The 19,952-nt window shown below is 50.7% G+C and carries 21 protein-coding genes and 1 tRNA gene; 11 read left to right on the top strand and 11 right to left on the bottom strand.

What is annotated here, in order from left to right; all coding sequences use genetic code 11:
• Positions 1-161: 161 nt before the first annotated feature.
• Genes Q8A57_RS01310 through Q8A57_RS01295 form a run of 4 tightly spaced genes read right to left on the bottom strand, consistent with a single transcriptional unit; the run spans position 162 to position 2,266 of the window.
• Entirely contained in the window at positions 162-701 is a 540-nt protein-coding gene (locus Q8A57_RS01310) for a hypothetical protein (protein WP_305169118.1), read from the bottom strand.
• Positions 702-727: 26 nt separating this feature from the next.
• Positions 728-1,552: a DUF547 domain-containing protein gene (locus tag Q8A57_RS01305; protein ID WP_305169116.1), complete on the bottom strand. Its 825-nt coding sequence runs from the start codon at positions 1,550-1,552 to the stop codon at positions 728-730.
• A complete protein-coding gene (locus Q8A57_RS01300) occupies positions 1,549-2,061 on the bottom strand; it encodes a glycosyltransferase family protein (protein WP_305169115.1) in 513 nt (170 codons plus the stop codon). Before Q8A57_RS01300 ends, Q8A57_RS01305 begins: the two co-directional genes overlap by 4 nt.
• Positions 2,048-2,266, bottom strand: coding sequence for a hypothetical protein (locus Q8A57_RS01295; protein WP_305169114.1), 219 nt, complete (start codon positions 2,264-2,266; stop codon positions 2,048-2,050). Before Q8A57_RS01295 ends, Q8A57_RS01300 begins: the two co-directional genes overlap by 14 nt.
• 310 nt (positions 2,267-2,576) lie before the next feature.
• Between Q8A57_RS01295 and Q8A57_RS01290 the strand changes: the two genes are divergently transcribed.
• A complete protein-coding gene (locus tag Q8A57_RS01290; RefSeq protein ID WP_305169113.1) occupies positions 2,577-4,085 on the top strand; it encodes a protein adenylyltransferase SelO in 1,509 nt (502 codons plus the stop codon).
• Positions 4,086-4,136: 51 nt separating this feature from the next.
• Here the strand turns inward: Q8A57_RS01290 and Q8A57_RS01285 are convergent, their stop codons facing one another.
• The gene (locus Q8A57_RS01285; protein WP_305169112.1) at positions 4,137-4,724 is read right to left on the bottom strand and encodes a hypothetical protein; all 588 of its coding nucleotides are present in this window, start codon (positions 4,722-4,724) and stop codon (positions 4,137-4,139) included.
• A gap of 347 nt (positions 4,725-5,071) precedes the next feature.
• Here Q8A57_RS01285 and acuR point away from each other — a divergent pair, with 347 nt between their 5' ends.
• From acuR to Q8A57_RS01255, 6 genes are all read left to right on the top strand, one after another.
• Positions 5,072-5,701 carry an acrylate utilization transcriptional regulator AcuR gene (gene acuR / locus Q8A57_RS01280; RefSeq protein WP_305169111.1) on the top strand — a complete coding sequence of 210 codons (630 nt, stop codon included), beginning with the start codon at positions 5,072-5,074 and terminating at the stop codon, positions 5,699-5,701.
• A 46-nt stretch (positions 5,702-5,747) separates the two neighbouring features.
• Positions 5,748-6,734, top strand: coding sequence for an acrylyl-CoA reductase (NADPH) (gene acuI, locus Q8A57_RS01275; protein WP_305169110.1), 987 nt, complete (start codon positions 5,748-5,750; stop codon positions 6,732-6,734).
• A 416-nt stretch (positions 6,735-7,150) separates the two neighbouring features.
• Positions 7,151-8,455 (top strand): DASH family cryptochrome, encoded by a 1,305-nt coding sequence (locus tag Q8A57_RS01270; protein WP_305169109.1) that lies wholly within the window; start codon positions 7,151-7,153, stop codon positions 8,453-8,455.
• Entirely contained in the window at positions 8,452-8,607 is a 156-nt protein-coding gene (locus Q8A57_RS01265) for a DUF2256 domain-containing protein (RefSeq protein ID WP_369427752.1), read from the top strand. Before Q8A57_RS01270 ends, Q8A57_RS01265 begins: the two co-directional genes overlap by 4 nt.
• On the top strand, positions 8,604-10,148 hold the full coding sequence (locus tag Q8A57_RS01260; RefSeq protein WP_305169108.1) for a cryptochrome/photolyase family protein: 1,545 nt from the start codon (positions 8,604-8,606) through the stop codon (positions 10,146-10,148). Before Q8A57_RS01265 ends, Q8A57_RS01260 begins: the two co-directional genes overlap by 4 nt.
• Positions 10,149-10,546: 398 nt before the next feature.
• On the top strand, positions 10,547-10,714 hold the full coding sequence (locus Q8A57_RS01255) for a hypothetical protein (RefSeq protein ID WP_305169107.1): 168 nt from the start codon (positions 10,547-10,549) through the stop codon (positions 10,712-10,714).
• Positions 10,715-11,111: 397 nt separating this feature from the next.
• Here the strand turns inward: Q8A57_RS01255 and Q8A57_RS01250 are convergent.
• From Q8A57_RS01250 to Q8A57_RS01225, 6 genes are all read right to left on the bottom strand, one after another.
• Positions 11,112-11,187: transfer RNA gene (locus Q8A57_RS01250), tRNA-Phe, on the bottom strand.
• Between the two features lie 82 nt (positions 11,188-11,269).
• The gene (locus Q8A57_RS01245; RefSeq protein WP_305169106.1) at positions 11,270-11,542 is read right to left on the bottom strand and encodes an oxidative damage protection protein; all 273 of its coding nucleotides are present in this window, start codon (positions 11,540-11,542) and stop codon (positions 11,270-11,272) included.
• A 23-nt stretch (positions 11,543-11,565) separates the two neighbouring features.
• The gene (gene mutY / locus Q8A57_RS01240) at positions 11,566-12,606 is read right to left on the bottom strand and encodes an A/G-specific adenine glycosylase (protein WP_305169105.1); all 1,041 of its coding nucleotides are present in this window, start codon (positions 12,604-12,606) and stop codon (positions 11,566-11,568) included.
• Positions 12,606-14,681, bottom strand: a complete 2,076-nt coding sequence (locus Q8A57_RS01235; protein WP_305169104.1) for an AsmA family protein — start codon at positions 14,679-14,681, stop codon at positions 12,606-12,608. Before Q8A57_RS01235 ends, mutY begins: the two co-directional genes overlap by 1 nt.
• Positions 14,682-14,782: 101 nt before the next feature.
• On the bottom strand, positions 14,783-16,807 hold the full coding sequence (locus Q8A57_RS01230; protein ID WP_305169103.1) for a TonB-dependent receptor: 2,025 nt from the start codon (positions 16,805-16,807) through the stop codon (positions 14,783-14,785).
• A 53-nt stretch (positions 16,808-16,860) separates the two neighbouring features.
• Entirely contained in the window at positions 16,861-17,139 is a 279-nt protein-coding gene (locus Q8A57_RS01225) for a hypothetical protein (RefSeq protein ID WP_305169102.1), read from the bottom strand.
• A gap of 118 nt (positions 17,140-17,257) precedes the next feature.
• Here Q8A57_RS01225 and hisB point away from each other — a divergent pair, with 118 nt between their 5' ends.
• From hisB to Q8A57_RS01205, 4 genes are all read left to right on the top strand, one after another.
• Complete coding sequence (hisB, locus tag Q8A57_RS01220; protein ID WP_305169101.1) at positions 17,258-17,851, top strand: imidazoleglycerol-phosphate dehydratase HisB; 594 nt, start codon at positions 17,258-17,260, stop codon at positions 17,849-17,851.
• Between the two features lie 12 nt (positions 17,852-17,863).
• Positions 17,864-18,520, top strand: a complete 657-nt coding sequence (gene hisH, locus Q8A57_RS01215; protein ID WP_305169100.1) for an imidazole glycerol phosphate synthase subunit HisH — start codon at positions 17,864-17,866, stop codon at positions 18,518-18,520.
• A gap of 62 nt (positions 18,521-18,582) precedes the next feature.
• Positions 18,583-19,311, top strand: coding sequence for a 1-(5-phosphoribosyl)-5-[(5-phosphoribosylamino)methylideneamino]imidazole-4-carboxamide isomerase (hisA, locus tag Q8A57_RS01210; protein WP_305169099.1), 729 nt, complete (start codon positions 18,583-18,585; stop codon positions 19,309-19,311).
• A 90-nt stretch (positions 19,312-19,401) separates the two neighbouring features.
• Positions 19,402-19,878 carry a hypothetical protein gene (locus Q8A57_RS01205; protein ID WP_305169098.1) on the top strand — a complete coding sequence of 159 codons (477 nt, stop codon included), beginning with the start codon at positions 19,402-19,404 and terminating at the stop codon, positions 19,876-19,878.
• The last annotated feature ends 74 nt before the right edge of the window (positions 19,879-19,952 follow it).

Below are 19,952 nucleotides of genomic sequence, written 5' to 3'. Positions count from 1 at the left end.
CTTCACCAACAAAAAAGGCCCGCAATTGCGGGCCTTTTTTGTTGATTGTCACCGGGTATTGTTGAATTTGGCGACGGGGTAAGTCCCCGGTTTGACGTTTGTGTTGTCAGCCAAGGTCGTCTGTAAACAAGAGAAATAGGTTGGCTGGGTCAAGGCGATCATCAAATGCTCTGCATCATGGCTAACAGGTACAAACTGGAAATATGAATTTCCTGCCGGGTTTCGCCGAGCAATAGAATATCGAGCCCACGGCCACCAATGTTGTTGGCAAGATCCAGAAAGCTGATGGCGAGTTCGAGCTGCTCTTCGCGCATGGTGTTGCCTTCACTGTCAGTTCGCTCCTCTCGTGAGAGTGCTAAGAGCTTTAATCCGGACCCCGTTTTACGGGCGGCCAGTGTGTAGTTCATCCACTGGTCTCCTCGGTGCAGAGCGGTAATGTGTATTTTGTAGAATTCATTATCCTGGGGGTCGATAATTCTTAACAGGTAAACTTCCGAGAAATGACTGGAAAGATCATCACCGGGTTCGACTATATTGGGGCCTCGTGTTATTTCCCCTTTTTGGGGGTGCAATACTAGGGTAGTCTGGCTTTTTATTTCTCGCAGCTTGTCCCAGTTAGCCTTTCGTTCTTCTTCCGTCACGCCATAACAGAGCTGGCTCAGGCAGGACAGGAATACCACTAGCGAGATAGCTTTCTTCATCAAAATCTTTCCTTTTGTTGGCGTAGTCAGGGACTGTTCAGTGCCCAGTCGTAGTGATCTTTGATCTTGCCCTCATAGCCGCCCAGTTTTTCTGCCAGAGACGGCGCTGCGTATTGCATCAAATGGCGAAGCAGGGCCCGGTCACTGCCGCCAAAATCATCGCGATACCAGTCGTAGATACTGGAGACCCACAAGACACCTTCTTTGAAATCGACACCGCGCGGGTGGTTAATATAGTCGCGGGCGGCTTTCTCCAATTGTTCATCGAGGTGTTCAGCTGTGTAGGCCTGTTTGGCGAGGTTTGGGCAACCCAGGCTGGCGCAGTTGACGGCGTAGTGAATGCGATTGTCGGGAAACAGGGGGCGAAGAATACGGTGCTCGATGTCATTCAGTGATAATGACTCTCCGGCTATTTGGCTGATTTCGTCGTCCCAAGGCCCAAAGCTGAATAGACCCTCGCCTAGCTTGGTAATCGATTCAACGGGATAGTGGCTGATAACCAGATTGATGGTCAGGGCGTTGTAGAAGTTGATCCAATAGGCCTTTTGTTGCGCACGGCTCAATTCCCTGGGATCGATCGCCTGCATCTGTTCCAGGTAACTGCTGAGCAGCCGTCTATCCGTCTCGGAAATCTCCGCGTAGTTAAAACGGTTGATACCGGAAGGGTGCTGATCGATCACATTGCGGTTTAATAACCCCTGCCATGTACTGTGGTCTACGGTCGTCAGATTTGATTCATTACTGTGATTCCAGAAATCCAGGTGCTTGCTGGAGGGTGCGGCCAGAACGTTGCCGCTGGATAGCACTAGCAAAACCAGCAGTAAAAAAGTCGGGGCACTGAACGTTTTCATGGACGATGTTCTCCCGTAACCGTGACGGGTGCATTCCTGACGTTTCGGCGCCGTGTATGCCATTGGCGTTGATCTTGCTGCCACCACAATTTGGCTATGGTCGATAAGATACCCACCGAGGCTCCAATGGTCCCCTTGATGGTGCCGCTGATCTTGGAGCGGCCAATACGCCGGTAGGTGTCTACCGGATATTCCTCCACGCGCATGCCCTGTTGTACCGCCTTGACCTGCATTTCCACAGTCCAGCCAAAACGCTTGTCTTGCATATCGAGACGGTCATAGGCCTGCCGACTGATGGCCCGCAAGGGGCCGAGGTCTGTAACGTTAGTTCCCCAGAGATGACGGATCAGCAAACTTGCCAGGCGATTGCCGGCCCGCTGCGGGAAGGTGAGGGCAGCGGGCGCGGTTTTGCCCAGCACTCTGGAACCGATGGCCACATCCGCACCTCGTGAGATAGCTTCGACCAGTGGAATGGCTTGCTCAGCCCTAAAGGCATTATCGCCATCCATAAAAAAGCAAGATATCAAAATCTTTTAACTGGGCGATGGCCGTGAGGCAGGCCAGTCCATAGCCGGGTGTATGCTGATAAACCACCGATGCACCCGCCTGCAGGGCGCACTGGGCTGTGTTGTCCTGGGAGCCGTTGTCACAGACCATAATCGTGTCGAACAAGGGTGTGCCAGTTTTGTCGCGGGTTTGTGTTAGCGATTTCACCACCTTGCCAATGGCTTATCAACATCAGGCTGCCTTAACTTTCTAGTTTGAAGTTTCTGAAGGGGGACTGAATGATGCGATATTCCAACAGCTTTTTCTATCGACCTTTTGCCGGGTTTCTTTAAATGGTTCACACCATTGGATATGTTCTGTTGTGCCAAGGGGAATAGTCCCGTGCTATGGGGTTTTTATATTTATGCCAAAGGCCGCGGGCTGCGTTGCCCCGGGTATTGCTATGCTAGAGTAACCCCCGCTATAAACAGATGGCATCGCAGTACAACCCCATAGTGATAAAGGCCTTATACCAGCCATGAAGCATGTCGTGCAAATTCCCTTCGACAACACCTACCGTCAATTGACGGAATCCCTCTATGCGTCGCAGTTGCCAACCCCGGTGGAAAAGCCCGGACTGATTCGCGTGAACGCAGCACTGGCAGAAGCATTGGGTATTGACCCCCAGCAATTGGCCAGTGAGGAAGGCATTGCCGTACTGGCCGGAAATGTAGTTCCCGATGGTGCAGAGCCTATTGCCACTGTTTACGCGGGGCACCAATTTGGCAATTGGAATCCACAACTCGGAGATGGCAGAGCGATACTGCTTGGTGAAGTCGTGGGTAATGATGGGCGTCGTTATGACCTGCAATTAAAAGGTGCTGGCACCACGCCATTTTCCCGCATGGGAGATGGACGATCACCCCTGGGGCCGGTGTTGCGCGAGTACATCGTCAGCGAGGCGATGGCCGCGTTAGGTGTGCCTACCACCCGTAGTCTCGCAGCAGTGACCACCGGTGAAAAAGTCATACGCGAAAAAGTGCTGCCGGGAGCTATTCTGACCAGGGTGGCGCGCAGTCATATCCGGGTTGGAACCTTCCAGTATTTTGCCGCCCGGCAGGATTTCGACACCATGGAACAGCTCGCCGACCATGTGATTGCCCGCCATTACCCCGACGCCGGGCGGGCCGGGAATCCCTATTATTCATTACTGTGCAGCGTCATCGATGCCCAGGCAGAGCTGGTGGCCCACTGGCAGTCCATTGGTTTTATTCACGGTGTCATGAATACCGACAACATGCTGATCTGTGGTGAAACCGTGGATTATGGCCCCTGTGCCTTTATGGAACATTACGATCCGACAACGGTATTCAGCTCCATCGATCATAGTGGACGCTATGCCTACAGAAATCAGCCCGCCATTGCCCAGTGGAATCTCGCTTGCCTGGCCCAGGCCCTGTTGCCCCTGATTGATAGTGATGAAGAGCGGGCCGTTAAGCAGGCTCAGGCAGCTCTGGAGCAATTCAACGACCTGTATCAGCAGAGTTACCAGCGACGCATGTGCGCCAAAATTGGGGTAGTAGTGGTGACAGGTGATGCGAATCAGTTGGTGACAGAACTACTCTCGCTGATGGGCAAGCACCAGATAGATTTCACCCTCGGTTTTCGGGTGTTGTCCGATTGGTTGGATTGGGATGGCTTAGCTGTTGCTGAAAACAGTTTGTATTCTTTACCCGAAGACTTTCACGGTTGGATCAACGATTGGCAGCAACACCTGGGCGTTGGCGCGGCGGAGGATGCTGCGAGCGGGAACCAGCAAAAAATTACAGACATTCGCAACCGTATGCTCGCCTGCAACCCGGTATTTATTCCACGCAATCATCAAGTGGAAAGGGCCATCGATGCAGCCTACGACGGAGATTTCGAGGTATTTCATCAACTGGTGGATGTGTTGGCCAACCCCTTTATTTTTGACCTGGATAAAGCAGAGTACGCCATGCCGGCAACCCCCGAACAGAGTGTATTCCAGACTTTTTGTGGCACCTGATCGTCGGGCGGGTTTTAACAGTTCAGACGTAGAGCGATATGCGTCACTTCACTAGCGAATCTCAATAAAAGGCAGCCAGCGTGTTGCGGTTTCCAGGTCATCAATGTCGGCTTCGCCGTAGGGCGGGGTGGCCAGGTCTTCCGGAGGCGCGGAAATATGATTGAGGTCAATGGCCCGAGCTGTGCCGTGAATCATGTCCCCTTCTAACGCCATGTCGTAATAGATTCCATTCCACAGATTGGCGCCAAACTCTGTCGGAGTTTTGAACATGAACAGCAGGTCGTGTTCGAGCCAACGCAAGTCAGAGGCGCTTACTGTGCGTGAGTGCTTATAGGGGTAGGGGATAAAACACCAGATTTCCTTACCTTCCAGACATTTCATTTCCTTCATGGATAAGAAGAAATCCTTAAACCGCTCAGTATCCATGTTCAGCTCGTAGGCGATTACGCCGTTCCCACCAGAGTTGAAGCTCACCTGCCCGATGGGGAATTCCTTCCCATTATTATCCTTCAGGTAAATCGATTTGTTACCTAGCGGAAATTCATCAGCCGCCACGACCAATAGACACTTGCCCAGGCCAACGAACAAGACAAGCATCATAAGAGGCCGAAGAATAAAGTGGTTTAGGAGATTGGCCATCACGCTGTTCCCTGAAACAGTTTTCGTTCAAGTGTAGGCGATAGTCATAGGGGTGCAATGGTACTTGAGTTGTATTTGGTTGAATCTGGCATACCTGCTTGATGTTGTATTTGATACCAGTGATAGTCACTTAAGCATATACATCGAAAGTTGATTAGACGTGTAGAAGCGTTTTTTCTGGCAGGACTTTGTGCCTACGCGAATTGGCTAAAAGAGCATTCAGTGTCGTGCGGTGTCGCTGTGTATGGCTGGGTATTCATAAACAAATTCTCATTTGACCCCGCGTGTTTACATCATTAAATAAAAATCAGTTGAATTAAAAAGACGATCGGTCTAATATTGGCCTTATGAATGAATTAGCCCCCATAAAACGTCGTCGCGGTCGACCCCCTAAGGATCTTTCTGCGCACAATGAAACGCGTACTCAATTGATTCATACAGGTATAGAGATCCTCGCGGAGAAAGGTTTTTCTGCCACCGGTATCGATGAAATACTGAAAAGTATTGGGGTTCCCAAAGGGTCGTTCTACCACTACTTTGAAAGTAAGGATAGGTTCGGTTTAGAGCTGATCGATAGCTATTCAAGGGCTTTAAAAGGAAAGCTTAATCGCTTCCTTCTCGATGATACCTTACAGCCACTAGATCGTCTGAAGGCATATATGACCGATGCTGAAAGGTCGATGGAGAAATATGATTTCAAGCGCGGATGCTTAATCGGCAATCTTGGGCAAGAGATGGGAAGATTGCCCGAGGATTTTCGAGAACGTCTAACCAGTGTTCTTGAAGACTGGCAAGGCTCAGTAGAGCGCTGCCTTGAAGAGTCCAAAGTACATGGACAAATCTCTTCAGATTTAGATTGTAAACAGCTGGCATATATTTTTTGGACAGGCTGGGAAGGAGCTGTTCTGAGAGCAAAATTAGAACGAAGTGCCAAACCCTTGAAGGCGTTTTCAGGCTTTTACTTGGCAAGCCTTTAATTTTTTCGAAATTAAATAGACGATCGGTCTAATAAAGGAGATATCTATGTTTAACGCACTTGTAATAAATAAAGCGGACAACGAATACACCACAACTTTTACCTCTGTGGCAGAGTCTGATCTCCCCGAAGGTGATGTGAAAGTAGAGGTTCTCTACTCAACCCTAAACTACAAAGATGCCTTAGCTATTACAGGCAAGTCGCCTGTTGTTCGACGGTTTCCGATGGTTCCAGGAATTGATTTTGTTGGACGGGTGTCAGAATCGAATCATAACGAGTACAAGGCTGGTGATTTAGTTGTACTTAATGGCTGGGGGGTCGGCGAAACTCATTGGGGTGGTCTATCACAAAAAGCGAGCGTCAATGGCGATTGGTTAGTTCCACTACCTGCATCGTTCGACCCTAAGCTCGCGATGGCAATTGGTACCGCTGGATATACCGCGATGCTCTGTATTCTGGCACTTGAGCGTCAGGGTATTAAGCCTGAAATGGGCAAGATTTTAGTAACAGGCGCAGCGGGTGGCGTTGGCAGTGTGGCTGTCGCTATCCTTTCAAAATTAGGGTATGACGTGATCGCATTAAGTGGCAGGGTTGAAGAAGAGTCCGATTACTTGAAGTCATTAGGCGCCAGCGAAATTATGCACCGTGATGAACTTCAGCATCCAGGAAAGCCTCTTGCCAAAGAAAGATGGGTTGGTGTTGTTGATGTAGTTGGGTCGCATGTACTCGCCAACGCTTGTGCTGGAACTCAATATGGAGGAGTCGTTACCGCTTGCGGCTTAGCCGCAGGTATGGATTTTCCAGCGACCGTGGCACCGTTTATTTTGCGGGGTGTCACGCTTGTCGGTATTGATAGCGTTATGTGCCCGAAGGCTAAACGCCTAGAAGCATGGAAGCGCCTTGAAACCGATTTAGACGTTACGAAATTGCAAAATATTTACACTGAAATTGGGCTATCACAAGCACAAGGCGTAGCGACTGAGTTATTAGAAGGTAAAGTCCGAGGTCGAGTCATTGTCGATGTAAACCGCTAATGGACTTACCCTGAAGAGGTGGACACTCCTAAGCTTTAAAAATGAGGTGGAAGCGTTTTATGGCAGGCGAGTGAGGCAGGCCCGTATGGGCAGACCGGTTAAAAGTCTTATCTGCCTCCACTTACCTTCTGACCCCACTTATCGAAAGTAGGCCATAATACTGTCCAATAAAACGGATTCCGTTCAAGTGTAGGCGATGGCAACGGGGGTGCAATGGTACTTGAGTTGTGTTTTTTGCTCGGGCTGTAGCCCCAACGCCTAGAGCAGAGGCAAACCAGAGCAACGAGTAGGTTTGTCCTGCTTGCTGTATTTGTTAGTCACTCAGAGTTCATGCTCTTCAACAATGAACGCACAAGACTTTGAATGATCTAATTGATTTATTGTGCCGTACTGGGGACATACTCAAGGAATTACCTGTGTCCCGATCCTCACTGCTTTGGTTTACTAATAATCTTCGCCTAGACGACAATTCAGTTTTTAATGCGGTCTCTGAAGATACCAAGCTCCACTGCATATACATTCATGACCCAAGAATAGAGCTCTTTTTTCATCTCGGTGAGAAACATTTAAGCACGCATCGTGCTCAATTTTTACAGCAAACAATCTCGACTCTCGATCAACAACTATCCACGCTTGGCCAATGCCTTCATAAGATCGATGGCGACTATCTGGAGTCGTTGACCCGTCTGGTGCAACAACACTCGATTGATAAAATTGTGACCTCTCGTCACACAGGTAGCTACGAGCAACAAGCAATCAAAGCGATTGCCAAGCGTTTCCCTCACCTTCAGATAGTGGTTGAAGAGACGGCAACTATCTTTCAAGAGTCACAGCTGCCTTTTGCGCTCTCCGATCTTGATAACAGTTTCACCCCATTTCGTAAACGTGTTGAAGGTCTAGTCATCGATCAACCCGTCACAGCACCGACGTCGTTGCCACCACCCATCCTTCAATCAAGTATAAGGAAACCTGTTGAACTAACAGCGAGTGTTCACGGTGGTGAAGTGGCTGCATTGCGGCACTTGGAGACTTACTTCAACAGCACTGCGCCTCTCACATATAAAGAGACTCGCAACGCCTTGGATGATTGGCAAAGTTCAACAAAATTGAGCCCCTGGTTAGCTGTCGGGGCTCTCTCGTGTAGACGAGTCATCGCTAGACTCAGCGAGTATGAATCGCAAAATGGGGCCAATGAATCGACCTACTGGATTAAATTTGAGCTGCTTTGGCGTGAATACTTCCAATGGTATGCACTGCACTGGGGGGACCGACTTTACGCCTTCAAAGGGCCACATAATCGCAACCCGCTCACCAGTTATTACGCGGAGCGATTTCGTGCTTGGCGTGAGGGCCACACACACTACCCAATTATAAATGCCGCAATGAAACAGCTTAAAGCGACGGGGTATATATCTAACCGTGCACGCCAGCTCGTTGCTAGCTGCCTTGTTCATGAACTCGCTATCGATTGGCGGTACGGTGCTGAGTATTTTGAACAACAGTTACTCGATTTTGACATCGCCAGTAATTGGGGAAACTGGCAGTACCTCGCAGGTGTCGGTGCAGATCCGAGAGGCCATCGCCAGTTTAATCTGGAAAAACAGACAGAGATTCACGATCCCCAGCATCGCTTCATCAAGAGCTGGGATGGCAATAAGGATTGCCAAACCACTGCCCTCTTTGACTACTACGGCGATCCACTTTGGCCTGTTTATAAATGAGGGAGATGATGCATCACAAGCAGATACTTCCAACAAAAGTGTGTGAGCATTGCCAACGCCCCTTCAGTTGGCGCAAAAAGTGGGCTCGCGATTGGGAGCAGGTACGATACTGTTCGGAGCGCTGCAAATGCGAGGCTAAAAAGACTCGATGAAGACATTAAGAGTGATTCTGGGCGATCAACTTAATGCCCAACACAGCTGGTACCGAGAGCGAAACAGCGACCACCTATATTTGATCGCAGAGCTGCACCAAGAGCAGCGATATGTGAGACACCACGTGCAGAAAATTGTCGCTTTCTTTATAGGTATGCAACGTTTTGCAGAAGCGCTCAAAGATGCAGGACATCAGGTCCTTCACCTGACACTTGATCAAACAGCAGAGTACGACTCGATTGATCAATTAATTATAGTGATCTGCCAAGAGCATAAGATTGAACGAGTTGAGTTTCAGCGCCCTGATGAGATCCGTCTTTTAGAGCAGCTACGCAAGTTGAAAATTCCTACTGGCATAGGTCTTCGAGAGGTTGATACTGAGCACTTCCTGCTCCCCTTCGAAGAGATCAGTAAAGAGTTTAAACCACAACGTCCTTTACGAATGGAGGCGTTCTATCGCCGCATGCGTCAACGCTATGGTTATCTAATGCAAAGCGGTGAACCAGAGGGGGAGCGTTGGAATTTCGACAGTGAAAATCGCAAAGCACTTAAAGCATCTGACTTGGCGCAGATTCCTCAACCTCTGTGCTTCAGCCAATCAACCCAAGCGGTGTTAGAGCGATTAGATAGACATAAGATCAGCTATTTTGGAAAGATCTCAAAACAATTAGTTTGGCCCACCTCGAGCAAAGAGGCGCTTCAACTTCTTGAGTTTTTTTGTACTCATTGCCTACCGCTGTTTGGACAGTTCCAAGATGCGATGACTGCTAATTCAGAGCATAAATGGAGTCTTTATCATTCAAGACTCTCATTCGCCCTAAACGCCAAAATGATCTCGCCGGCACAGGTGATAGAGCGATCAATAGCCGAGTATCGAGCCCGACCAGAAGTGATAGATCTAGCACAAATCGAAGGTTTTGTACGCCAAATACTAGGTTGGCGAGAGTTTGTTCGTGGCATCTACTGGATCAACTTACCAGAATACCCAACCCTCAATGTACTTGCAGCAAACAAGGATCTTCCAGAATATTTCTGGAGTGGTAAAACCAAAATGCACTGTATGGAGCAAAGTCTTGGCCAATCTCTGGATTATGCTTACGCCCATCATATTCAGCGTCTGATGGTGATAGGGAACTTCACTCTTCTCGCCGGCGTAGATCCGAATCAAGTCGACGCTTGGTATCTAGGTATCTACATCGATGCTATCGAGTGGGTCGAGATGCCAAACACCCGTGGCATGAGCCAATTTGCTGATGGTGGTTTGCTAGCTTCCAAGCCCTATTCATGTTCTGGCCAATACATCAGCCGTATGAGCGACTACTGCAAAAGCTGCTTTTATGATGTAAAACTGCGAGCAGGAAACAGAAGCTGCCCCTTCAACTCACTCTATTGGCACTTTCATGAACGCCATAAAGCACGTTTTGCCAACAGTCCGCGCACAGCCATGGTCTATAGAAACTGGGATAAAAAACCTGAAGCCGAACGAGCAGCAATCTTGCAGCAGGCCTCCCTCTATCTTGATTCGCTTAATGAACTGTAGCGCCGCTTTAAAATCCGCTTACAACAGTTAAAAGCGTTATCTCAATCAACAAAAGAATTCATATAATTCATTAATTTATTTGGTATTTATTTTTTAATTTCTAACAAGCTTCTAACTATCCCACTCGTTAGCATTAGACTGCTTGTCCCCGGGCTATATAAAACACACCCCAGCGCATCAGTTTTGCGGGTATTTGTGGGGTTATAAAATAAATATGTAAGCTATTATAAGTAAATTTTTCATAAGGTTATTGATATGATTCAGTAAATTCTGGGCCGTTTTTCTCATTGCCACTACCTACACAATAAACTTGGAAACTAATTAGACTCCGCACTTACGTTAATATCTGGAACCTGGTGCTTGATCACCTGAAGCTATGACGGGGAAAAGACGACGACGTGCAACGAGCCATTATAGATATCATTAAGCGCTTTCCCTTTCACTTGGTGTCTTATGACGAACAAGACAGCGTACTCAATCTGGCTTATGATGCATCTCGCCATAGTGACCAGGGTCTTGAGGTGATTTTAGAAGAACATCACCTGCACATCAGCCACGACTGGTGAACCCACATTCCCGATGGCTTCAACTGGTTGATCACACACTGTATGTCGTTAAAGAAATCCGGACTTGGCCACCCCTGATTTAAGAGACAGTTAGCTCATCGTGGTTGCTTGTCTCAAAGTATCGCTACTCTCCATCACACCCTGGAGCTTATAACATCATTCGCTCAATCCCAAAACCAGTGGCAAGACTCTTTGAATCGGATTCAGAGCTTCTCTATTCACCCTTTTTTGTATCTGGGGTGGTACTAATGGAGTAAGGGGGATGGAATAGCCCCCCCCCCCCGGGGGGGGATAGCTTAAACTAGCTAAGATTTAGATTACTTTTTAGATTACTTTTGAATGAATGCGCCAAAAAACCTAACGAAATTAAGGCGTTTCAGGCGCATTTTAGTATGAGTGGTGCCCAGAGGCGGAATCGAACCACCGACACGAGGATTTTCAATCCTCTGCTCTACCGACTGAGCTATCTGGGCAATGTTCCAAGAGCCGCTTGGCGTCTCAGAAGGCGCGTATTAAACCTTCTCACATATGCAGCGTCAAGGGTAGCCGTGGAATTTATTCCGAGGGCGGCACAAACCCCTCTGCCTCGTCAATTTCCTGTCCCGAAAGGAACCTGTCCCGCTGTTCGTTGAGATAGGTGCGAGCAGTGAGGTCCATCATATTGAGGTGTTTTTCATTGATGAGCCGTGTCTGATGTTCCAGCCATTCCGACCAGGCCTTCTTGGAGACATTCTCAAAAATATCCTGACCTTTGGGGCCGGGAAAGGGGGGCGCATCCAGGCCTTCCAGTTCCTCGTTGAATTTTTTGCAGTGAACCATACGTGCCATGGGAATACCTTTTAATGGATAAGTTATTGCGTAAGCTGTTGCAGGAGCTGTCTGACCGGCTGGGCGGTTCCGAGCTCCAGTGATGATGCAGGGTTATACCAGACCAGGCCCGGACTATCCATGACCTGTGACGTCTGCTGGGCTTCGATTAGCGCTGGCTGGTAATCGAGATGAAAGTGGCTGAAGGTGTGGCGTCGCGTAGACAGCAACTCCCAGCTTTTGGGAGTACAGCCAAGTTGGTCGCAGGTGTTGTGGATGTCTTCTATCTCTGGGCACTGGGGAAAGACCCACAGGCCGCCCCACAAGCCGTTGGCCGGGCGTCGTTCCAGCAATATGTCGCCTTCGGGGTTGCGAATGACCAGAAACAGGCAGCGGCGCACAGGTTGCTCCTTCCGTGGCTTCTTGCCGGGAAAATCGGCCTGGTTGCCTATTGCCAGCGCCTGGCAATTATCTGCGAGAGGGCAGTTGTCACAATCCGGTTTGCTTCGGGTACATACGGTGGCGCCCAGATCCATGATCGCCTGGGTATAGTCTGCGATACGCTCTGATGGAGTATGCAGCTCTGCTTGTTCCCAGAGTTGTTTTAAAACGCTGCTTTGACCCGGCCAGCCAGCAATGGCGTGGTACCGGGCCAAAACTCGTTTAACGTTGCCATCGAGAATAGCTGCTTGTTTTTGGTGGGCGATGGCGCAGATAGCTCCAGCGGTGGAACGACCGATTCCCGGCAGTTGTTGCAGCGCTTCCACATCGTCGGGAAACTCGCCGCCACACTCTGTTACCACTATTTGCGCCGCGCGGTGCAGGTTGCGGGCTCGGGCGTAGTAGCCCAGCCCGGTCCAGTGATGTAGCACCTGATCGAGCTCGGCATTTGCCAGGGACTGCACATCCGGAAAGCTCGCCATAAAGCGCTCAAAGTAGGGAATGACCGTGCTGACCTGGGTCTGTTGCAACATGATTTCCGACACCCACACCCGGTAGGGGTGGATGTTTTGTTGCCAGGGCAGATCCTTGCGCCCGTACAGGTCGAACCAGTGGAGCAGCTTTTCGGCAAAACGGTCAGTCACTAGTTGAACAGTCCCTTCAGCAGGCCTTCCATCAACTGTTGTTTGGGGTCTTTCTGTTCAGTGGTTTCGCCGCTGGTATCACCTTCCTGGGTTTTACTCTCTGAGGGCTTAAGGAACTTGTCGATCAGTTTTTCCTGAATTTTTCCCTGGATCAGCTGGTTGATAAATTGCTTGTCCGGCAGGCACTTGCCGCCTCCGTTTTCGGCGAAGGAACCGGTGCAGCGAAAGGGAATATCCCGATTCTGGATGGTTTTGCTCTTTACGGTACAGCCTGTTTCTGAGGTGGTGTCACCATTGAGGCGGGACTTGATGAGCATGTCATAGGTTTCGCTGGCCAGATTGGCACCGCCGTTGCCGGAGACCGCCAAATTGCCGAGGCCGGTGGTAAAGCCGGGCAGGTTGATGATCTGGTCCTGCCATTTCACCGTGCCTTGCATATCGTTGAGCCTGGTGAAATTTGGCCAGGTCTTACCAGTGAGGGTTCTTCCCTCCACCAGTGACGCCATCTCACAGTAGCTTTTCTCGACATTGATATTGTCCACCTGCATATCGGTAAAACTGAACTTGCCGCTGCCGTTCATATTGGCCATCAGGGCATCACTGGTGTCGCCGCTGCTGGTGCCGTTGAAATCCATTGTTAAATGGCCGTGAATATCGCCCTGCTCCGCGAGGGTGACCAGTGCCTGGTTCAAGTCGATGGCAGTCAATGTCTTGGAGAAGGTAACGGATGGGGTTTTATTGCGTAGGTCTGCCTTGGCATTGACTTTAAACGCTCCACCAAACACGCCGCCGGAGAGATCGGCAATCTGCACCACATTGCCGTTGGTGAACAGGTTCAAGTGCAGCTTGTCGACGCGAATATTGTCAGCGGTAATACTGGCCAGGTTGACTTCAATATGTCCCTTTCCACCTTCCAACATGGCCAGGGGGGCCAGCAGTGGGGTAAAGATTGCCGCCTGCTCTTCGGTGCTGGAAGTCTCTGTAGTGGCGGGCAATACCAGATCGTTACCGTTGATGATCATGTCCAGCTGCCGGGGTGTAGTGAGCTGCATGGACAGCTTGCCGCCGAGGTTGAACTTATCCAACGTGACTTTCAGGTCATCCAGAGAAACCGCTTTTTCCGAAGCGGAAAATTTGGTGCTGAGATCCACACGGCTGAAGCCCTCCGGTGGCTCCATAGGCAGCTCTTTTAATAGCAGGTTTTGCAGTGAAATTTCGCCTGTCAGCGCGGGTGCCGTTTGGACTTTTTCGCCAGTCATAGCACCGCTGATTTTGGCGGAACCAACGCTGCCGGTAAGGTCGCTGAGAGAGAAGCTGTCACTGGCGCCGTTATAGCTGGCGTTGAAGTTCAGTGTCAGGGGTAATTTATCGAGACCCTTCAGGGTCAGTTTGGCATCAGACAGGCTGACTTGCTGCGGTTCCAACTGCAGAGCCGCCCGTGAGTTCAGCGATAGGGCAAAGGGGTTGGGTTGGTCCGGTATTTGGGTGCTGACTTCCAAGCTCAGGTCGAAAGGCCGGTTATCGAGGTTAAGCCCTTCGCTGGTGAAATTGAGTTGATCGAATACCTGATCCGGTGCGCCGGGTGTAACAATCGTGATGCGGCTGTTGGTGAGCGACATCTTGTCGATGGCCACTTCAAAGGGCAGGTCAGCGGTTTCGGTTTTCTGGGTTGAGGCTGCAGCACCAGGTAGCGCGGCGACATTCGCCGCTTCGGCAGCGGTTTTGGCACGGATATCGGCACCCTCTACAGCAATGGCGGCCAGCCGCACTTTGCGGGTTAGCAGGGCTTTCCAGTCGAGTACGAAGTTTGCGTCGTTGAAGCGCACATCGGGTATACCGGCGCTGTCGTCAATGCCGGAGAGGGAGGTGGCCCCAGCGTGCACTGCCAGGTTGGGGAAAAAAGACCAGCCGAGGTCGCCTTCCATTTTCAGCTCGACGCCATTGTCCCGGGCCAGTTTTTCCAGTTCAGGCTTGTAGCTGTTGGGGTCAACGCCGACCAGCAGGAATGCGACACCGCCAATCACCACGACAATCAGAAGTACTGCTACCAGCAATACAATTTTCAAAAACTTCATGGAATTGTCTCCCTTACCCCAGGATTAAATTGGTCATTGCGGGAGTCATGTTACCCGCAATGACCAAGTTTGTTTACCAGCGATAATTGCCGGCCTGGGAGTTAGAAGCTGAATCTCACACCTAGTTCCAGGCTGAGTGCCGACTCTGGGGCTGAGTCGCGTAGATAGGATGTGGCGTTGCGGATTTCGTCGTCCAGCAGATTGGTGCCTTTCACAAACAGGAGCCAGTTTCCTGCAGCCGTATCAATGTGGTAGTGCACGTGGGCATCCAGACGAGTGTAGGCATCGGTGTCATCCTCAAACTCACCGGCGTGGCTCTGTTCATTGGCTTGGGTCAGGCGCATGCCGGCGGTCCAGCTGTAGGCGGTGTAATCCAGGGCTGCACCGTAGCGCAGTGGTGGAATGCGAGGCACATCTCCGCTCTTGTCGAGTTTGGCGCGCACATAGTCGCTGAACAGTTCAATTTCCCAGCGCTCAGCCACGGGAATAACCACTGAGGCTTCAATTCCCCTGAAGGTTGCGTCTTCCTGATTATATTGATAGATGGTTAATTCTTCGTCGTCATCTTCCACACCCGTATTTTTCTTGAAGATAAAATCGTCGATGCTGTTGTAGAACAGGTTGAGAGAGAGGTTTACGGGGCCTTCGTATCGATAGCCAAATTCAAAATTGTGGCTGGTTTCCTCATCCAGATTTTCATCACCGAGATCAAAACTTTGACTGGCATGATGTGGGCCATTTGATAGCAGTTCTTCAATGGCAGGTGCCCGTTGGGCACGGGTGAACGTGAAACTGACACGTTGCTCGTCAGTCATCTGCCATAGGGTGCCAAAGGACAGGCTTTGGGTATTGTGGTCGATTTCAGAGCTGCCATCGGGGTCAATGGTCTGACGGTCCAGTCGTAGCCCCACTTCATAACTCAAATCACCGTGGCTGGTTTCACCCACCCAAAAAACACCACTATTCTGAATGTCAGACTTGGGAATAAAGGATTCTTCGCCAATGGCGGCAAATTGCCGGTCTTCCAGTTGTAACCCGAAAGCGCCAGTCCACCCAGCGATTTCCTGATGGAGCAGCTCCACCCGGCCTTCAAAGGCTTCATTGGTAAAGCGAGTGCCCTTTTCTCCACCTTCCAGCTCAGTGTGTTCATAGTCGTTGTAACTGAAACCGAAACGTCCCAATTCAATGCCTGGAAGAATATCCTGCCACTCCGATTTTAGATCAACGCGGGTTTGTTCCATATCGATACGAATAGTTTCGGCTTCTTCCTCGTGCTCGTCTTCTTCCTCTTCTTCATGATGGTGATGGCCACCTGCAGGAACACCGTAGTTATTTTCCATTTCACTGACAGAAAGGCCGATAAAACCCTTGTCGCCAATCCAAGAAAGGCCTGCAGTTACGTTGTGTGCCTGGGAGTCGGTATTATCAATATAGCCATGGGTGCTTTCGTGATCTTCTTCATCGTCTTCAGGCAGTTGAGCGAATCCATCAACCTCCAGGTCATTACTGTCACGATAGAGTCCGTCCAGGTGCCAGGCCCAATTGCCCAGTGGGGTATCGGCTATAGCGCCATCCATGACAAAAACCGTACTGTTTTGATCATTGGCGCTGTTATGCCGGTATTCCACAGCTGATTTGAGTTCATCAGGTAGTTCATCGGGAATACGATTGTCGATAACATTAACCACGCCGCCAAAGGCGCCATTGCCGTAGCGCAGGGTAGCTGGGCCCCGCAGGACTTCGATGCGCTCCGCCACCAATGCTTCTAGGGTGATAGAGTGATCGCCACTGGCATCTGAGGCATCCATGGTACCCATGCTGTCTTGCAAAACTCTGACGCGATTGCCGGATTGTCCGCGGATAACGGGTTGTCCCACGCCGGGTCCAAAGCCAGAACTGGTAACGCCTGGTTCGTCTTTGAGAGATTCGCCAATGGTGGCGGCGGCTTTATTGCGCAGTTCCTCGCCGCTGAGCACGCTGACAGCCTGGTTGATGCCGGCGGATTGCTCTTCCAGCGGTGAGGCAGAAACGATCACTTCATTGAGTGTGGATTGATGCTGGTCCTGTGCGGATGCAGCAATGGGCAGACTGGCGACGGCCAGTGCTGCCATAAAGTAAGTCTTCATGGTTCAGCTTCCCTGAGCAGAATTGGGTAAAAAAGTTGAGTGAATGTGTCAGTTCAGCTCAGGGAAGGAGGTGCGCGGCTGTTTTCGGGAGCAGCGTTGTGGCTGGCAAGTGGCGGGGTGGCCGCCACATGCTTTGTGGTGACCGGATGAATTGCGGGAAATGTAGCGGCATAACTCTGTAGCGTGGCGCTATTGTTGTGAGAGCTGTGGCAGATTTCACAACTGACATTGTCGCTGTCCACATGAATGTGGGCAGCAGCCAGCTCACCCATCCACAGTGTGGTGAGTGCCAACAGGCAGGCTATGACAATGTTCGGGGTTCGAAACTGCATTGATAAATCATCCGTAACCGACGTGGAAGTGTAATCACTTTGCGATGCCTGTGGAAGGGCGGGGTTGAGGGCTTTATAATACGCCGTCCCGAATGTCGGGCTGAGTGTGGAGAAACCCATGGCACAACGCAAAGCGACGGTGAGTCGTGATACCCTGGAAACCCGGATTACCGTTGAGGTGAACCTCGATGGCACCGGTCAATCCAGTTTTGATACTGGTGTGCCTTTCCTCGAGCACATGCTGGACCAGATTGCCCGCCATGGACTGATGGACATCAGCATTAAGGCTGATGGCGACACACACATTGACGATCACCACACCGTAGAGGATGTGGGGATTACTCTCGGTCAGGCTTTCCAGAAAGCACTGGGTGACAAAAAAGGGATTCGTCGTTATGGGCACGCCTATGTGCCGTTGGACGAAGCGCTTTCCCGTGTTGTGGTGGATTTTTCCGGTCGTCCAGGCCTTGAAATGTTCGTGGATTTTACCCGTGCCCGCGTCGGGGATTTCGATGTGGACCTCGGGTATGAGTTTTTCCAGGGATTCGTCAACCACGCAGGTGTTACCCTGCACATTGACAATCTGCGCGGCAGCAATACGCACCACCAGATCGAGACCATCTTCAAGGCCTTTGGCCGTGCAGTGCGGATGGCGATAGAACCTGACCCGAGAATGGCCGGTGTGATGCCGTCTACCAAGGGCACCCTGTAAGCAGTAATTTCTATGACAGACTTTCGTACCCGTATCGCCGTGCTGGATTATGGCATGGGCAACCTACATTCTGTGTCTAAAGCACTGGAACACGTGGCGCCTCGCGCCGAAGTGGTGATTACTTCCGATGCTACCGAAGTGGACGATGCCGATCGGGTGGTTTTTCCCGGTGTGGGCGCCATTCGTGATTGCATGGGCGAAATTCGCCGCCTCGGCTTTGATCATATCGTTACCAAAGCCGTCAATCAGGGTAAACCAGTGTTGGGTATCTGTGTTGGTATGCAGGCGCTACTGGAACATAGCGAAGAAAATAACGGTGTTGACTGTTTAGGCATTCTGCCCGGTCAGGTGCGTTTTTTCGGCCGTGATCTCCACGATGCTAATGGGGAAAAGTTGAAGGTTCCTCACATGGGCTGGAATCAAGTGAGCCAGTCCATTGATCACCCCATGTGGCATGGGATTGAGCAGGATTCCCGTTTTTACTTTGTGCACAGTTACTACGTGGACGAAAGTCGCCCGGAGCTGGTGGCGGGCACCTGTGATTACTCTGTGCGTTTTGCCGCCGCCGTGGCACGCGACAATTTATTCGCGGTGCAATTTCACCCGGAAAAAAGCCACACCGCCGGTTTGCAGTTGCTGAGCAACTTTGTCTCCTGGTTGGGTGAATAACCCTGCCGGGTTGACCAACCAACAATCATAATGACCTACCCCGAACAGACAGGAAACGAGCAGTGCTGATTATCCCCGCAATTGATTTGAAAGATGGCCAGTGTGTGCGTCTGCGCCAGGGCCGCATGGAAGACTCCACTGTATTTTCCGGAGATCCCGTTGACATGGCATCACGATGGGTAGATGCCGGTGCGCGCAGGTTGCACCTGGTGGACCTTAACGGCGCCTTTGCCGGTGAACCAGTGAATGGCGATGTTGTCACTGCAATTGCTCGGGCTTACCCGGATCTGCCTATTCAGATTGGTGGCGGAATCCGTAATGCGGAAACCATCGAAGCCTACCTGAAGGCCGGTGTAAATTACGTCATTATCGGCACCAAAGCGGTCAAGGAACCCGAGTTTGTCACCGAAATGTGCAAACAGTTTCCAGGTCACATTATTGTCGGTATCGATGCCAAGCAGGGCATGGTGGCAACCGATGGTTGGGCTGAGGTCACCGAAGTTAAGGCCACTGACCTGGCTAAACGCTTCGAGGCGGACGGTGTCAGCGCGATTGTTTACACCGATATTGATCGTGACGGCATGATGCAGGGTGTGAATGTTGAGGCAACCGTCAATATGGCGCGAGCTTCTTCGATTCCTGTGATCGCCTCCGGTGGTATCACCAATATGGACGATATTGTGGCACTCAATGCCGTTGCCGATCAGGGTATTCTTGGTGCCATCACTGGTCGTGCCATCTACGAAGGGACGCTGGATGTCGCTGAAGCCCAGCGCCACTGCGACGGCTGAGTATCCGGTCACACACCAACCAGAAAAACGTATCAGCAATCCCCGGTTTACCTCAGAATGGGGTTTGGTTCCCCATTCAGGTTGGAAAGCATGTCTAGTCATATCAGTAGTGCCGAAGTCGTTAGAAGGATTGAGCTCTTTGTCTTGATGGTCGGCATGGTTGTCGCTTTTTATATCCTCAGCCTGGGCGCCAAAAGCGCATTTCTTTCTCTGTTGAAAAGCGGTTTGGCTTTACAGGACGTGTTACTCACAGCGTTCAGTCTGGTCATGATGGGTGCAATTGTTTCATCGCCCTTTCTGTTGCTTGCCCTGTTGGGAAAGAAGATTGTCGGTGTAGGCAGAGTCAACCGCTACCAGATTTCAGGACTGATCATTTCCCTGTTGTTGACGGCCTGTTCGGTGTACCTCTACGCTGATGCCCACCGCATTGTCTCCACTGACCGCTCATCCACAGCGGGTTTGGTTTTTCTGGCTGTGCCGTTCTACCTGTGTCTGTTCGGTGGGGTACTGTATGGATTGCTCAATTTTCTGTATGGCCGATATCGCAGAACTATTCCACAGGAATAGCACACTAGATTTTTCGAGTGTGAAAAAATGCACGAATACATAGCGCAGTCGAAAGTACACCACAGGAAGAAAGG

The sequence above is a fragment of the Porticoccus litoralis genome (assembly GCF_030676955.1).
Taxonomy (GTDB): domain Bacteria; phylum Pseudomonadota; class Gammaproteobacteria; order Pseudomonadales; family Porticoccaceae; genus Porticoccus; species Porticoccus litoralis.
The sequence above is the reverse complement of the archived record's forward strand: the minus strand, read 5'-3'. Positions and strand labels throughout refer to the sequence as shown.

Bases quoted from the DNA above. Each gene is read 5' to 3' on its own strand.
- Q8A57_RS01310 (WP_305169118.1), bottom strand. From the start codon at position 701: ATGAAGAAAGCTATCTCGCTAGTGGTATTCCTGTCCTGCCTGAGCCAG.
- Q8A57_RS01305 (WP_305169116.1), bottom strand. From the start codon at position 1,552: ATGAAAACGTTCAGTGCCCCGACTTTTTTACTGCTGGTTTTGCTAGTG.
- Q8A57_RS01300 (WP_305169115.1), bottom strand. From the start codon at position 2,061: ATGGATGGCGATAATGCCTTTAGGGCTGAGCAAGCCATTCCACTGGTC.
- Q8A57_RS01290 (WP_305169113.1), top strand. From the start codon at position 2,577: ATGAAGCATGTCGTGCAAATTCCCTTCGACAACACCTACCGTCAATTG.
- Q8A57_RS01285 (WP_305169112.1), bottom strand. From the start codon at position 4,724: ATGGCCAATCTCCTAAACCACTTTATTCTTCGGCCTCTTATGATGCTT.
- acuR (WP_305169111.1), top strand. From the start codon at position 5,072: ATGAATGAATTAGCCCCCATAAAACGTCGTCGCGGTCGACCCCCTAAG.
- acuI (WP_305169110.1), top strand. From the start codon at position 5,748: ATGTTTAACGCACTTGTAATAAATAAAGCGGACAACGAATACACCACA.
- Q8A57_RS01265 (WP_369427752.1), top strand. From the start codon at position 8,452: ATGAGGGAGATGATGCATCACAAGCAGATACTTCCAACAAAAGTGTGT.
- Q8A57_RS01260 (WP_305169108.1), top strand. From the start codon at position 8,604: ATGAAGACATTAAGAGTGATTCTGGGCGATCAACTTAATGCCCAACAC.
- Q8A57_RS01245 (WP_305169106.1), bottom strand. From the start codon at position 11,542: ATGGCACGTATGGTTCACTGCAAAAAATTCAACGAGGAACTGGAAGGC.
- Q8A57_RS01235 (WP_305169104.1), bottom strand. From the start codon at position 14,681: ATGAAGTTTTTGAAAATTGTATTGCTGGTAGCAGTACTTCTGATTGTC.
- Q8A57_RS01230 (WP_305169103.1), bottom strand. From the start codon at position 16,807: ATGAAGACTTACTTTATGGCAGCACTGGCCGTCGCCAGTCTGCCCATT.
- Q8A57_RS01225 (WP_305169102.1), bottom strand. From the start codon at position 17,139: ATGCAGTTTCGAACCCCGAACATTGTCATAGCCTGCCTGTTGGCACTC.
- hisB (WP_305169101.1), top strand. From the start codon at position 17,258: ATGGCACAACGCAAAGCGACGGTGAGTCGTGATACCCTGGAAACCCGG.
- hisH (WP_305169100.1), top strand. From the start codon at position 17,864: ATGACAGACTTTCGTACCCGTATCGCCGTGCTGGATTATGGCATGGGC.
- Q8A57_RS01205 (WP_305169098.1), top strand. From the start codon at position 19,402: ATGTCTAGTCATATCAGTAGTGCCGAAGTCGTTAGAAGGATTGAGCTC.